This is a genomic window from Rhizobium sp. AC27/96 (assembly GCF_001692325.1).
In the GTDB taxonomy this organism is placed as follows: Bacteria; Pseudomonadota; Alphaproteobacteria; order Rhizobiales; family Rhizobiaceae; genus Rhizobium.
The window spans coordinates 824,737-839,264 of record NZ_LXKN01000018.1 but is presented as its reverse complement, the minus strand read 5'-3'; the positions used below and the strand labels follow the sequence as shown (position 1 = coordinate 839,264).

Genomic DNA, 14,528 nt, shown 5'->3' with positions numbered 1-14,528 from the left:
TCCGGACAGTTCGGTTAAGCTGCCCTGGCGCGGAACAAGGCGCCGAAAGCCGCAAAGAGCTTGTCACAATCTTGCCCACTGATTGGCACAAGAGGTGGCCGCACGGCAAGCCAGCTTTCGTCATTCGTCACTCGGGCAAGGATCGCCTTGATGGAAGGGATCACAGGATAGCGCACCAGTTCCTCGACAAAGCGCTCGACATTGGTGTCATCGACACCCTTTTCCGCCATGGCCTGCACTTCTCTCGGAAGCAGATTGGCCATGCCGGAAATCGCGCCCTGTCCGCCGAGGCGCACGCCGCGCGCCAGATGCCGTTCGTCGCCAATCAGGATGATGAGATCGCCATGCGTCTTCAGCAGCGTCTCCGTATAGGGCCAGTCACCGGAGGAATCCTTGACGCCGACGACAACTTCCGGAAACGCGTCGCGCAGTCGACCGACGAGAGAAACGGAGAGCGGGACCATCGTCACCGACGGGATATTGTAGACGATGACATCGCGCGCATGCGTGCCGAGCATGGTGAAGACAGCTGCGAACCACTTGAAGAGCCCATCGTCGCTGACATTTTTGAAATAGGAGGGAGGCGCCAGAAGAATGTTGCGGACACCCTGGGCAAGAGCCTGGCTCGCCTGGGAAGCCGCATCTTCGGCGGCATCAACAAGCACACCCATGACGATCTGGGAAGGAGCAATGCCTGCCGTTATCATCGCGGTCAGCACCTGCTGGCGTTCCTGCATGCCGATCGAGGCGCCTTCGCCGGTAGTGCCGAAAAGCGTCACGCTCGTACAGCCATTCGAAAGGCAATGCTTGGCCTGGGTGATCACGCCCGAAACGGCAATCTCGCCGTTGGCGTCAAAAGGGGTTGCCAGGGCAGCCGACAGGCCAAAACGCTCTTTCATACGATCCTCCCGATCTTGTGGGATCAGGCGTATCATGCTGACATGTTAGTTGTAAAGTCGACTGGTAATCAGTGCATCACAAGTGCGTGTTTGGTTGTGGATGAGTGGAGAATGCGCGCCTGCTATCTCTGAACCGGCACGTAGTCGAGCCCGCCGTCAATCCGTGCAGGCCTGCCGTTGAGGAAGAGTTCGCCGATGCGTGGCGCCGAGCGGGCGATCACCTTGCCGCTCTTGATGACGGCCAGGCGGTTGGGCTTCAGGCGCAGTGCTTCCACCGAGTCGACGGCCTGCAGGATAACGAAATCGGCGTTGCAGCCCTTTGCCAAGCCATAGCCCGTCAGACCAAGCGTTTTGGCGGAATTGACGGTAAGGGCATCGAAGATTTTCTTCTTGTCCTCGATGCCGGCCATCTGGGCGACGTGGATCGCCATGTGGCCGACTTCGAGCATGTCGCCCGAGCCCATCGAATACCAGGGATCCATTACGCAATCATGGCCGAAGGAAACGTTGAGGCCGGCGTCCATCAGTTCGCGCACGCGCGTCATGCCGCGGCGCTTCGGATAGGTATCGTGTCGGCCCTGCAGCATGATGTTGATCAGCGGATTGGGGATGACATTGATCTTCGCTTCCGCCATGAGCGGGATGAGCTTGGAGACGTAGTAATTGTCCATCGAATGCATCGAGGTCAGATGCGAGCCGGCGACCCGGCCCTGCAGTCCGAAACGAATGGTTTCAGCTGCCAGCGTCTCGATGTGGCGCGACATCGGATCGTCGGTCTCGTCGCAATGAATATCGACGGGAAGGCCGCGATCGGCAGCGATCCTGCAAAGCGCTTCGACGGACGCCTTGCCTTCATCCATGGTGCGCTCGAAATGCGGAATGCCGCCGACGATGTCGACGCCCATATCGAGAGCGCGTGAGAGCGAGGCGACGCCGTCTTTGGCGCGGTAATAGCCATCCTGCGGGAAGGCGACGAGTTGCAGGTCGATGTAAGGTTTGACCTTTTCTTTCACCTCGAGCAGCGCTTCGGCCGTCACTAGCTTCGGGTCGGAGGTATCGACATGGCTGCGGATGAAGAGCAGGCCCTGTGTGACCGCGAGGTCGCAATAGCGCAGCGCACGTTCGACGAGCTCTTCCTTCGTCACGATCGGGCGCAGCTCCCCCCAGAGTGCAATGCCTTCGAGGAGCGTGCCCGACACATTCATGCGTGGCAGGCCGAGCGAGAGGGTCGCATCCATATGAAAATGCGGATCGATGAAGGGCGGGCTGACCAGCCGGTTGGTCGCATCGATCTCTTCTTTTGCCTCTGCCGTGATCTTGGCTTCGACCGCAGCGATCTTGCCATCCTTGACAGCGATATCGATGCCCTTGCGGCCATCGGGGAGATTGGCGTTGCGAATGATCAGGTCGAACATGGAAGGCTCCTCGGATTATCTTTCGCCGCGGCGATAGGGCTGCATCAGCGCCTGCGGCACGCGGGCGTGCCGGCTCATGACGGCAAGTGCGACGATGGACAGGATGTAGGGTGTCATCAGGAAGATCTGGTAGGGTATGCCTTGCACCGCTGTCTGCAGCCGCAGCTGGAAGGCATCGAAGAAGGCGAAGAGTAGCGCGCCAAACAGCGCACGGCCCGGTCGCCAGGACGAGAAGACCACGAGCGCGATGCAGATCCAGCCACGGCCTTGCACCATGGTCGGAAAGAAGCTGTTGAAGGCTGACAGCGTCAGGAACGCACCGCCCATCCCCATCAAGGCGCTGCCGACAATGACTGCGCCATAGCGCACCTTCATTGGGTTTACACCCTGCGCCTCGGCGGCGTGCGGGGTTTCACCGGTCATGCGAATGGCAAGCCCGACCGGTGTCCGGAAGATGATGTAGGCGAGGATAAGCGCCAGGACGATCGCTAGATAGGTGGGTGCCGTCTGTGTGAACAGGGCAGGTCCAATGAACGGCAGAGTGGACAGCCCGGGAATGGCAATCGGCTGGAAGGGCGTGATCGTCGGCGGCGTTCCCGCGACCGGTACGATCAGCCGGAAGACATAGTAGCTGAAACTGGATGCAAAGAGCGTCACGCCAAGGCCGGAGACGTGTTGCGACAGTCCGAGCGTCACCGTCAGGGCCGAATGAAGCAGTCCGAAAATGCCGCCGGCAATCGCCGCGACGAGAAGCCCGGTCCAGAGATCGGCGCCGTGATAGACCGAAAGCCAGCCGATCATCGCGCCGAAGGTCATGATGCCCTCGATGCCGAGATTGAGGACGCCCGCGCGTTCGCAGAGGAGTGCGCCAAGCGTACCGAAGATCAACGGCGTTGCGATACGCAGCACGGCTGCCCAAAGTCCGGCTGATGCAATGATGTCGATCAGCGTGCTCATCGGCGTATCCTGTATTGCGTGAAGAACAGTGCGATCAGCATCGTCAATAGCGACAAGGCGACCGTGACGTCGGCGATATAGGTGGGAATGCCGAGGCTTCGGCTCATTCCATCGGCGCCGACGAACATCGTTGCGGTGAAGATCGCGGCGAGCACTACGCCGAGCGCATTGAGATTGGCAAGCATGGCAACGACGATGCCGGCATAGCCAAATCCTGGCGACAGATCCGTCGTGACATAACCCTTGACGCCCAATACCTCGATTGCCCCGGCAAGCCCCGCAAGTCCGCCAGAAAGGCAGGCAACCTTGACCAGTGTCGATCCAAGCCGGACGCCGGCAAAGGCGGCGCCGGACGGATTGAGGCCTGCGGCGCGGGACTGCATGCCGAACACCGTGCGCGACTGGATGAAGTAGACGACCGCAGCAAGCCCGATGGCGATCGCAAAGCCGATATGGAGGCGCGAACGGGCGATCAGTTTCGGCAGCATGGCATGATCGACGACGGCCTGGGATTGCGGCCAGCCGAAGGCCGTCGGATCCTTCAGCACGCCATCGATCAGCATCGAGACGAAGAGCACGGCGATGAAGTTGAGGATGAGGCTGGTCACGACCTCATCGACGGAAAAGCGAAGCCTCAACCACAGGGGCACAAGGATCAATACCATGCCGGCAATGGCGCCGATGATGAGAAGCAGCGGGATCAATATGGGAGCCGGCAGGCCGGCGAGCCATTTCGAACCGAAGGCCGCGACGGCAATCGCGCCGAAATAGAACTGGCCTTCGGCGCCGATATTCCAAAGCCGGGCGCGAAAGGCGACTGCCGCCGCAAGCCCCGTCAGGATCAGCGGTGTGGCGCGCGTCAACGTCTCGGTGGCGGAAAGCCGCGAGCCGAAGGCACCCATCAGAATGCGCCAATAGGCCTCGAGAACCGGCGCGCCGGCAATGGCAATGAGGATTCCCGCCAGAGCCAGCGCGGCAACGACCGCGAGCAAGGGGGCGAGGATCATCATGTATAAGGGGCGATGTTCGCGCCGTTCAAACCGCATGACCGTCCCTGTTATTGCTGTTCCATTCTCCGGCCATCATCAGTCCCAGCGACCGGGCATCTGCCTTGCCCGCATCGATGGGCAAGGAAAGCTGACCGCCGACGATTGCCTGAATGCGGTCCGCAAGGGCGATGACCTCATCCAGATCCTCCGAAATCAGCAGTACGGCCGTACCTTGCCGGCGTGCCTCCAATATGCGGCCGTGAACGGCTGCCACGGCACCTTCGTCCAGGCCGCGTGCCGGCTGGGCGGCAACAAGGATGCGCGGGCGTTCGCGCAGGTTGCGGCCAAGGATCAGTTTCTGCATGTTGCCGCCGGACAAAAGCCGGGTGCGGCTCGTCGGATTGCCGCCGCGCACATCGAATGCGTCGATGATCTCCTGCGCGAAGGCCGTGGCGGCCTTGCGGTCAACCAATCCGCGCTTCGAAAAAGCGGGCAGGCGCTCCAGCACGGCATTTTCCCAGATCGCCATTTCGCCGATCGCCCCATCGCGGTTGCGATCCTCCGGGATGCGCCCGATGCCGGCGTCGATGACGGCAGTCACGTCGAGATCGCCGATGGGCTCACCGAATAGCAGAAGCTCTCCGGATGTGCGGCCCAATATGCCTGATAGAACTTGTCCCAGTGCCGCTTGCCCGTTGCCGGATACGCCGATGATACCGAGGATCTCGCCGGCGCGCAGATGGAAACTGACCTTCTTCAGCCGTTCGACACCACCGATTTTCACCGTGATATCGCGTGCTTCCAGCGCGATATCACCCGGCGTGCTTGCTTCACGAGTCGGTCGCGTCACCCGATGGCCGACCATGAGTTCTGCAAGTTCAGCCTTGCTGGTCTGAGATGCCAGCCGCTCCGCTGCAACCTTGCCGCCACGCAGAACGACGATACGGTCGGCCGTCGCCATGACTTCATCGAGCTTGTGCGAGATGAAGATCAATGACAGGCCCTGCGCGGCCATCTGCTTCAGCGTCGCAAACAGCCGCTCCGCCTCGATTTGCGTCAGCACGGCCGTGGGCTCGTCGAGGATCAGGATGCGGGCATCATTATAGAGCGCCTTGAGGATTTCGACGCGCTGCTGCTCGCCGACCGAGAGGTCGCCGAGACGCGCGTCCGGATCGACCTTCAGGCCGAACCGCTCGGCAATTGCCACCAGCTTTCTGCGCGCGGCGCCGGATTGCGATCGCGGCGACCAGAGCTTTTCCGTGCCGGTCATGACGTTTTCAAGCACGGTCAGATTGGGCGCGAGCGAAAAATGCTGATGGACCATGCCGACACCGGCGCGGATTGCGGCGCGGGGCTTGCCGCGGGGGAGTTCGGAACCATCGACGAGAATACGCCCGGCGTCGGGCACGTAATGACCGAAGAGAATGCTCATGAGCGTGGTCTTGCCGGCACCGTTTTCGCCAAGCAGGGCGACAATCTCGCCCTTGGCCAGTGTCAGCGAAATATTGTCGTTGGCGACGGTGCTGCCGAATCTTTTGCTGACACCTTCGATGGTGAGAACGGGTGTGTTCATGCGGCAAGCCCCGCGATGGGATAGCGATGCTGCCAGCGGCCGTCCACTTCGAGCTGGGCAGCAAGCGAAAGCAACAGTGCCTCTTCACCCATCGGCGCCAGGATTTGGACCGGCAGTGGCAGGCCATCCCTATCAATGCCGAAGGGGAGGGTGATGGCTGGAAAACCCGAGACGTTGGCGAGCGATGCAAGCGGTGAGAAGGCTGTCATCCGTTCAAGATGCAGGTCGGTATCGGCATGATCTGTTGGAAAGGATCCGATCGGCGGCGGCGCGGTCGCAAGCATCGGCATGACGATGACATCGACCGTTTCGAACAAATCCCACAGTGTGCGGCTTGCTCTTACCGCGCCATTGAGGGAGTTCCAAAGTGCCGTTCCCGATGTCGCGCGTCCACGCATGATGAAAGCCTGCGTCATTGTTTCGGCAGCGAGACTATCCAGTTTGAGCTCGTCCACCAAGCCGGCGATATTGACGGAAATAATGTCCCCGAAGGCGCGACCACTGGCCGCGACCGCCTCCTCGAATTGAGCCCAGTCGAGCGCAACGAGGTGGTGCCCCTGTTTCTCGAGATGTCCGGCAGCCGCCTCCACAGCCTCGAGCCGATCGCCGGCGGTCGAGTAGCGGTCGCCCGTGTCCAGGAGCAGGCCGACCCGGAGGGAGGCCGCTTGTTTGATGGGTGTCACGATGTCTGCGAACGGGCCTCTGGTCTTGCCGCGAATTGCATCCAAAATCTTCGCTGCGTCGCGCACGGAACGTGTGACCGCGAGTTCGCTGGCAATGCCGCCGAGATGATTGCCGAAGGAAGGGCCGGCAGGCACGGCGCCGCGGGTCGGCTTCAATCCGACCAGGCCGCAACAGGCGGCTGGTACGCGGATCGAGCCGCCGGCGTCCGTCGCATGAGCAATTGCCACGATGCCGGCGGCGACGGCGGCTGCCGCACCACCGGAAGAGCCGCCGGCTGTGCGGCTCGGGTCCAGCGGGTTTCGACAGATCGGGCCTGTCGCTGGTTCGGAAGCCAGCGAAAAGCCGAACTCCGGGCTGGTGCTCAGCCCGAACGGACAGAGGCCGGCGTCGCGAAATCGCTTTGCGAGATCGCTATCGGAGCCTTTGCCTTCGCGCTTGAAAAGGCGTGAACCGGCCGATACCGGCAGCCCAGCGAAGGGGCCGCCGAGATCCTTGGCAATTGTGGGTACGCCGGTGAAGGATCGGGCGGCAAAGCGTTTGGGGTGCTCCGATGCTTCACGATCTAGCATTTGCGCGGTCGCAAGCCCCAAATCGGCATCGAGATAGGCGATGGCGCCGAGATCTTGATGTGTTTCGCAAGCGGCAAGAGAGGCCTGCATGGCGTCCACGCAGGAGAGCTTGCCGGACTTGATGGCTCCGGCAAGATCGGTGGCGTCGGCGGGCGACTGGGTGCTCATGATGAAGCCGAATTACTTTGGCTGATCCATGACTTTCGGCACTTCGAAGGTGCCGGCCTTGATGTCGGCGCGAACCTTCTCCATCGCGGCTTCCGCATCCGACGAGGCAACACCCTTGACGTAGACGATGTCGCTGCCGCCTTCCTTCATTAGGCCGTAAGCCGTGTAGCTGCGGCCGACCGGCTTGCCGGCGGCGACATCGGCGATCGCCGCGTTGAGAATGGGACGAAAGTACCACATGGCGTTGGCGAAGACCGTATCCGGATAGCGCGGCGTATAATCGATGAGCGATCCCACGGACTTGATGTGGCGCTCCTTGGCAGCGTCTGCGGTGCCGATGCGCTCGCCGAAGAGAACGTCGGCGCCGGCATCGATCTGAGCGAGGCCCGCTTCGCGCGCCTTCGGCGGGTCGAAGAAGGTGCCGATGAAGGAGACCAGATGCTTGCAGTCGGGATTGACGGCCTTTGCGCCTGCGGCAAAGGCGTTGATCAACATGTTGACTTCGGGGATCGGGATCGCGCCGACGGAGCCGATGACGTTGGATTTGGTCATCTTGCCGGCCAGCATGCCGGCGAGATAGGCGCCGTCATAGTTCCAGGTGCCGAAGACACCGAAATTGCTGCCGGCTGCCTCGCCGCTCGATCCGAGGACGAAAGCCGTGTCCGGATAGTCTGCGGCGACCTGGCGCGCTTCCTTCTCGACGGCATAGGCTTCGCCGATGATCAGCTTGTTGCCCTGCTCGGCATATTCGCGCATGGCGCGGGGATAATCCGTGCCCGATACGCCTTCGGAGAAGACATATTCGATCACGCCTTCCTTGGCAGCGTCCTGGAGCGCCTTGTGCAGACAGGAATTCCAGGCGTTTTCGACCGGCGAAGCGTGGATCCCCGCCACTTTGAGAGGTGCGGCGGCACGAGCGGCGGGCGCAAACGCGCTGACTCCCAGTGCGATACCTGAAGCGATGACGGCACGACGTGACAGCATGATTTCATTGGTCATTTTTTAGTTCCCTATTTTTTTGATCATTTGGTAAAAATCATAGGAGAGGGCTAAAAAAGTGTCAAGCAATCGGTGTGCTTAATTATTATGCGTCGGCGGCGAAAATCTGTAGAATTTTGCTGCTTTCAAACAGTCTATTCAGCCTTTTTCGATGGAAGGCTTCGGCTCTCAACCCGCAATGCGCTTGATCAGATATGCGATCGCCGTGCGGTAGCGCTCGGCATCTCCCCCGGCATCGATCGCGAGCGCAGCCCTATCAAAGGCGGCCGAAAGAATGTCTGCCAATGCGTCAACGGCTGCGCTCGAGCTTGTGTCTGGATCAAGCGCTGCCTCAAGCCCCTGTTTCAGCGAGAGGGTCGTCGTTTCCTCGTCCAGTTCCTTCATGTCCTTGAAACCGAGCACTGTGGGGCCCTCGATGAGGAGAAGCCGGGTGCGCCCCGTGACCCGCATCGCGTCGATATAGGCGTTGCTGCCGGCAATCAGCGCGTCAAGCGGTGCAAGGCGCTCCGGTGTCGCATGTTCGATAGCGCGCGTCACCGCAAGCGCTTCGTCTTGCACGACAGCACGGAATAGCGCCCGCTTATCTTCGAAATGATGGTAGAGCGCGCCGCGGGTGATGCCGGCCGCCGTGACGATCTCCGGCGTCGATGTCTCCGCATAGCCTTTTTCCACGAACAATGCGCGCGCGGCGGCGATGAGGGCAGCCTTGGTCTTTTCGGTTCTTTCCCGATTGGAGCGATAGTCTTGCATGCATGCAGCCTGTATGTTATTTGAAGAAATACAGGCAGACTGTATGTTTTTTTAAGGAGGAAGTGAAGCATGAAGGTGACCAGTTATTATCCCGTCATCATGACGGAGCGTGTCGAAGAGACCGCAGCCTTCTACATCGCGCATTTCGATTTTCAGGAAAACTTCGCGAGCGATTGGTACGTGCATCTGCAATCGGCGCAGGATAGCGGGATCAATCTCGCCATTCTGGACGGACGGCACGAGACGATCCCCGCTGAAGGCCGTGGTCGAGTGGCGGGGCTTCTGCTTAATTTCGAAGTGGAAGACGTGGATGCCGTTTACGAGCGCACAAGACAAGCCGGCCTGCCGATCCTGCTTGCCATCCGCGATGAAGCTTTCGGCCAGCGTCATTTCATTACTGCCGATCCGAACGGCGTCTTGATCGACGTTATAAAGCCGATACCACCAAGCGCAGAGTTTGCAGCGTTATACGCCGATGATGCCCTGCCGAAAGGCTGATTGCGGTGGCTGATCGACGAAAGATAAAATTCGCGGCAGCAATTCTATCTTTCGTTAACTAGGTCATTTCACTCAATATTTTCGGTTTTCGTGCCACAAACTGGAGCAAAGGTAGGTGACCCATGCAAGAGCTCCAGGTTTCGTCGAAAATCATTAAATCCGTCTTCTTCCGTCCCGACGACGGGCGGCTTTATATTCGCTTCAAGAACGGCGAGGAACGTCAATTTACTGGCGTTCCGCAGAAGGCCGCGCTGGCGATGGTAAAGTCATCCTCGCCGGGTCAGCATTATATTGAGCACATCCGTACGCAATTCGAACGCGTCGCCTGAGGGACGACTGAAGCGGGGCGTCGCTTCGCTCCCAACTGCGCTTTTGGGGTGCGCCGAAGCCACGAGCCACCTTGGATCGTGCGGCCAGGACGTGGTCGCGCCATGGCGCCGTCGTTCCTCTTTGATGCCCTAGATGCTAGCCTTGATGCGGTCGCCGTCGCCGATGGCACCGACAGCGCAAATCCGCAATTCTGTATTTACACCTACATTCGCTGTGAAACCGGATTGGCTTCGACGTTTCCGTCCAGATCTTCATTGATAAACGCTGAGTTGCGCTATTTATACTCATCAATATCGACTTACGGGGAGGACGTAACGTGGTGGATGAGAAGCAGCTTATCTCCAAGATCACCTGGAGGCTCATGCCCTTTCTGGGGATCCTTTATCTGATCGCCTATATCGATCGCCAGAATGTGAGTTACGCAAAGCTGGAGATGGTCGGCGATCTCGGCATGAGCGAATATGCCTACGGCCTCGGAGCCTCGCTGTTCTTCATCGGCTATTTCATCTTCGAAGTGCCGAGCAACCTGCTGCTCGACAGGTTCGGCGCCAGCAGGTGGTTCGCCCGCATCCTGGTGTCATGGGGGATCGTCACGCTCGCGCTCGCCTATACGCAGAACGCCACCATGTTCTACATTCTGCGTTTCCTGCTCGGCGCCTGCGAGGCGGGCTTCTTTCCCGGCGTGCTCTATCTGCTCACTCTCTGGTATCCTTCGGCCTATCGCGGCACGATGGTCGGCCTCTTCATGATCTTCAGCGCATTTGCCAATGCGATCGGTGCGCCCCTTGGCGGTGTGCTGCTGGATCTCAACGGCCTCTACGGTATGGCCGGATGGCAATGGGTCTTCCTCGTCACCGGCGTGCCTGCCGTCATTGCCGGCATCATCACGCTGTTTTATCTCCCCGATCTGCCATCGAAGGCGTCTTTCCTCAGCGATAGCGAGAAGTCCTGGCTCAAGGATCGGCTGGCGGCGGAAAATTCGGGCATGGAGCAAAGCGCCTCCGACGGTTTCCGGGCGCTGATCAATCCGCGCGTGCTGCTGATGGCTCTTTGCTATGTCGGCTTCCCGCTGGCCGCCTATGGGCTTAGCTACTGGCTGCCGACCATCGTCAAGAATTTCGGCGTCAGCAACACCACCAACGGCTTCCTTAATATCATTCCCTGGCTTCTCGTTGCCGTTGCGCTTTATGCCGTGCCGACAGCGGCGGACAAGGCGACCTCGAAGACGCCGTTCATCGTCATCCCCGCCCTGGTTGGCGCCGTGTGCCTGGTGCTGTCGGCCGTCATCCCCGACCATACCTTGCAGTTCACCTTCCTCTGCATCGCGGCAGCCGGTATTTTTGCCGGTCAGCCGGTCTTCTGGAGCCTGCCGTCGCGCTTCCTGCAGGGGGCCGGGGCTGCGGCAGGCCTTGCGGCTATCAATTCGGTCGGCAATCTCGGCGGCTTCGTCGCCCAGAACGTCGTTCCCTGGATCAAGGACTCGACCGGAAGCACGATTGCACCGATGTTCTTCCTCGCGGCCTGCCTGTTGGCTGCGGCTCTCCTGGTTCTCGTGATCGGACGCATGGTCCCAAGCGCGCCGAAACGGGAGGATGTCGGTGGTCCGAATGCGGCCCGCGTGAAGTGATCCCTACCATGCTGGCGTGCTTGCCCTATGAATCAGAGGGGCGGCCTGACGGCCGCCCCATCTCATTGCTTGGCTGGGTTCAGGCAAAGGCATAGGAGCCATCGGGGCGCTTCGGCACGCGGCGCTGCCAATGGATATAGCCCTCTTCCTCCATCGCCTTCTCGTCCATCTCGACGCCCCAGCCGGGCCGGTCGGGCCTGAGTTCCAGATAGCCGTCCTTCGGAAGATAGGGATCGACGACATAGCGGGTTTCGCCCTGGCGCTGTTCGATATCGTTGCCCCCATAGACATAGGCCTGGCCCTTCGGCAGCCGGTATTCGAGTATCTTGAAGTTCTGCGCGGCGGCCGAGAAATGAACATTGACGGCGGTTGCCAGCGGACCCATCGGGTTATGCGGGGCAACGCCGACGAAATGCGCTTCGGCAAGGGTTGCGATGCGCCGCATCTCGCTGATGCCGCCGACGACGCAGATGTCAGGCTGGATGAGATCCGCGCCTTTCACTTGCAACAATCGCAGGAATTCGTTGCGATTATAGAGCGACTCGCCCGTCGCCAGCACGCAGTTGAGCCCCTGTTTCAGCTCGCCCCACATCTCGATATTTTCCGGGCGCAGCGGCTCCTCATAGAAGAGCGGATCGTAGGGCGCGAGCGCATTGCCAAGCTGGCGCGCGGCGACCGGTTCAAAGATCTTGGCGTGGGCGTCGAAGGCTATTTCGTAATCGTCGCGCACGGTTTCGCGCAGCGAGCGGAAATAGTCTGCTGAAGCCTTGACGACATTGCCCCAGCGATGGGCGTGCATGTCGATGCGCCAGGGGCTGAGCTTGAAGGCGGTAAAGCCCCATTCGGCATTCAGGCGGTCGAATTCGTCACGCGCGGCCGGCGCGTCCGGTGCCGTATAGACGCCGGCATAGACCTTGACGCGATCGCGCACCGCGCCGCCAAGCAGCTTGTAGACCGGTACATTGAGAGCTTTAGCCGAAAGGTCCCAAAGGCAATGATCCAGCGCGGAGATTGCGGCAAGGCCGAGCGCGCCCGGCGGGAACCGGCTCTGCTGGATCAGCAGATTGACGAGATAGTCGATGCGGCTTGGGTCTTGGCCGGCGATGAAGCCGTAGAGATAGTCCAGCAGTGGCGGCAGCGCCTTGTCGGGGCCGTGATTGTAGCATTCGCCCCAGCCTGTCAGTCCGTCATCCGTGTCGAGCGCGACGATGACGCGCGGGCGGTCCTTGTCGCGGGTCATGAATACCCGCATGCGGTCGATTTTCATCTTCATTTCCTTCTATCGATGCTTATGGATGCAGCGTGGGACGCGCTGCAGGTTTGGAAATCTTTGCCGAGAGGGTCGTCATCACGCCGCGCTGCCGTTCTTCAGCACCTCCGGCTCGACATAGCGGAAGCGTCGCGAGCGATCGCGGTCGCGCGGATCGGGGCGCGGGATGGCCGATATCAATGCCTGGGTATAGGCGTGTTCGGGGGCGTTGCAGACCTTTTCGGCATCGCCAACTTCGACCAGCCGTCCTTTGTACATGACGCCGACGCGGTCGCACATGTAGCGGATGACGCCAATATCGTGACTTATGAAGATGTAAGCGAGGCCGAGCTCGTCCTGCAGTCGCATCAAAAGGTCGAGCACCTGCGAACGGACGGAGACATCAAGCGCCGAGGTCGCCTCGTCGGCGACGATGATGCGGGGGTTGAGCGTGATCGCGCGGGCGATACCGATACGCTGGCGCTGCCCGCCGGAAAAGGCATGCGGATAACGCTCGCGCGTCTTCGGGTCGAGGCCGACCTGCTCCATCAGGTGGCAGACCCGCTCTTCGAGCGCCCGACCTTTGGCAATGCCGTTGACGAGCAGCGGTTCGCCAATGATCTGCGAGACTGTCATGCGCGGATTGAGCGAGCCGAACGGGTCCTGAAAGACCATGCGCAATTCGCGCCGCGCTGCGGCAAGTACAGATCCTCTGGCGCTTACCAGATCGATCACGTCGCCATCGGTTCGGCGATAGAGGATCTCGCCAGCGCTCGGATCGATGAGGCGCATGATCGAGCGGCCCATCGTCGTCTTGCCGGAGCCGCTCTCGCCGACAATGCCAAGCGTTTCGCGCGGCAGCAGCGATATGGAGACCTCGTTCAGGGCTCGGACCTCGCCGAAGGCCATCGATACGTTGCGCAATTCGAGAATGGGGGCGACCGCGCGGTCGAGCGGCGGCCGCGCCAGCCGTATCTCGGCCTTCTGCTCGAGCTTCAGTACAGAGCCGATCAGCATGCGCGTATAGTCGTCCTTCGGCGCATGGAAGATCTGTTCGACCGGGCCATATTCTTTGACGAGGCCGTTGTGCATGACGAGCACGTCGTCGGCGATCTGGGCAACGACACCCATGTCATGGGTGATGAAAAGTACGGCCATGCCGTAGGCCTTCTGCAAGCGGCCGATCAGATCGAGGATTTCGGCCTGCGTCGTCACGTCGAGAGCCGTTGTCGGCTCGTCGGCGATCAGAAGCTGCGGCTTGCAGGCAAGTGCCATGGCGATCATGGCGCGCTGGCGCATGCCGCCCGAATATTGGAAGGCGTAGCGGTCGACGGCTTTTTCCGGGGAGGGGATCTCCACCTGCTTCAAAAGCGAAATCGCCTCGGCGCGCGCCTCCGCCTTGCTCATTCTCGTATGCAGCCGAAGCGCCTCCATGATCTGGTCGCCGACCGTATGAACCGGTGACAGCGATGCCATCGGTTCCTGGAAAATCATGGCGATGTCGCGCCCGCGGATCGCCCTGATCTGGCGGCCGCGCGGATTGAGCTTGACGAGATCGATGGAGCTGCCATCGGCCGCGTTCAGAATGATCGAGCCGCCACTGATGCGCCCGGGCGCATCGACGATCTGCAGGATGGAGCGCGCGGTCACGGATTTGCCCGAACCGCTCTCGCCGACGACGCAGAGCGTTTTGCCCGGCTCGATGGCGAAGGAGAGATTGTCGACGGCGCGGAAGGTGCCGGTTCGCAAGGGGAAGTCGACCGTCAGGTTCTTTACCTGCAGCAGCGGACGGGTGGTGGCCATGGAAACGATATCGGTCAT

General features: G+C 60.7%; 13 protein-coding genes. 3 read left to right on the top strand and 10 right to left on the bottom strand.

What is annotated here, in order from left to right; genetic code table 11:
• Window positions 1–14: 14 nt before the first annotated feature.
• The 8 genes from A6U86_RS17515 to A6U86_RS17480 all read right to left on the bottom strand — a co-directional run bounded on the left by A6U86_RS17515 (window position 15) and on the right by A6U86_RS17480 (window position 9,003).
• Window positions 15–899: a dihydrodipicolinate synthase family protein gene (locus tag A6U86_RS17515; protein ID WP_068393644.1), complete on the bottom strand. Its 885-nt coding sequence runs from the start codon at window positions 897–899 to the stop codon at window positions 15–17.
• A 122-nt stretch (window positions 900–1,021) separates the two neighbouring features.
• A complete protein-coding gene (locus A6U86_RS17510; RefSeq protein WP_068393642.1) occupies window positions 1,022–2,314 on the bottom strand; it encodes an amidohydrolase family protein in 1,293 nt (430 codons plus the stop codon).
• A gap of 15 nt (window positions 2,315–2,329) precedes the next feature.
• Complete coding sequence (locus A6U86_RS17505; RefSeq protein ID WP_068393640.1) at window positions 2,330–3,271, bottom strand: ABC transporter permease; 942 nt, start codon at window positions 3,269–3,271, stop codon at window positions 2,330–2,332.
• Window positions 3,268–4,317 (bottom strand): ABC transporter permease, encoded by a 1,050-nt coding sequence (locus A6U86_RS17500; protein WP_068393638.1) that lies wholly within the window; start codon window positions 4,315–4,317, stop codon window positions 3,268–3,270. The genes A6U86_RS17505 and A6U86_RS17500 overlap by 4 nt, the downstream gene beginning before the upstream one ends.
• A complete protein-coding gene (locus tag A6U86_RS17495) occupies window positions 4,307–5,833 on the bottom strand; it encodes an ABC transporter ATP-binding protein (protein ID WP_068393636.1) in 1,527 nt (508 codons plus the stop codon). The genes A6U86_RS17500 and A6U86_RS17495 overlap by 11 nt, the downstream gene beginning before the upstream one ends.
• Window positions 5,830–7,254, bottom strand: coding sequence for an amidase (locus tag A6U86_RS17490; protein WP_068393634.1), 1,425 nt, complete (start codon window positions 7,252–7,254; stop codon window positions 5,830–5,832). The genes A6U86_RS17495 and A6U86_RS17490 overlap by 4 nt, the downstream gene beginning before the upstream one ends.
• Before the next feature lie 12 nt (window positions 7,255–7,266).
• On the bottom strand, window positions 7,267–8,253 hold the full coding sequence (locus A6U86_RS17485; RefSeq protein WP_068393631.1) for a BMP family protein: 987 nt from the start codon (window positions 8,251–8,253) through the stop codon (window positions 7,267–7,269).
• 168 nt (window positions 8,254–8,421) lie between these two features.
• On the bottom strand, window positions 8,422–9,003 hold the full coding sequence (locus A6U86_RS17480) for a TetR/AcrR family transcriptional regulator (RefSeq protein ID WP_083196868.1): 582 nt from the start codon (window positions 9,001–9,003) through the stop codon (window positions 8,422–8,424).
• A gap of 69 nt (window positions 9,004–9,072) precedes the next feature.
• Here A6U86_RS17480 and A6U86_RS17475 point away from each other — a divergent pair, with 69 nt between their 5' ends.
• From A6U86_RS17475 to A6U86_RS17465, 3 genes are all read left to right on the top strand, one after another.
• Window positions 9,073–9,501, top strand: a complete 429-nt coding sequence (locus A6U86_RS17475) for a VOC family protein (RefSeq protein WP_068393627.1) — start codon at window positions 9,073–9,075, stop codon at window positions 9,499–9,501.
• Between the two features lie 122 nt (window positions 9,502–9,623).
• On the top strand, window positions 9,624–9,830 hold the full coding sequence (locus A6U86_RS17470) for a KTSC domain-containing protein (protein WP_068393625.1): 207 nt from the start codon (window positions 9,624–9,626) through the stop codon (window positions 9,828–9,830).
• Window positions 9,831–10,147: 317 nt separating this feature from the next.
• Window positions 10,148–11,458: an MFS transporter gene (locus tag A6U86_RS17465; RefSeq protein WP_068393624.1), complete on the top strand. Its 1,311-nt coding sequence runs from the start codon at window positions 10,148–10,150 to the stop codon at window positions 11,456–11,458.
• A gap of 79 nt (window positions 11,459–11,537) precedes the next feature.
• Here A6U86_RS17465 and A6U86_RS17460 read toward each other — a convergent pair whose 3' ends face one another.
• Both A6U86_RS17460 and A6U86_RS17455 read right to left on the bottom strand, forming a co-directional pair.
• Window positions 11,538–12,725 carry a galactarate dehydratase gene (locus tag A6U86_RS17460; RefSeq protein ID WP_068394074.1) on the bottom strand — a complete coding sequence of 396 codons (1,188 nt, stop codon included), beginning with the start codon at window positions 12,723–12,725 and terminating at the stop codon, window positions 11,538–11,540.
• Between the two features lie 81 nt (window positions 12,726–12,806).
• Window positions 12,807–14,528: an ABC transporter ATP-binding protein gene (locus A6U86_RS17455; RefSeq protein ID WP_068393622.1), complete on the bottom strand. Its 1,722-nt coding sequence runs from the start codon at window positions 14,526–14,528 to the stop codon at window positions 12,807–12,809.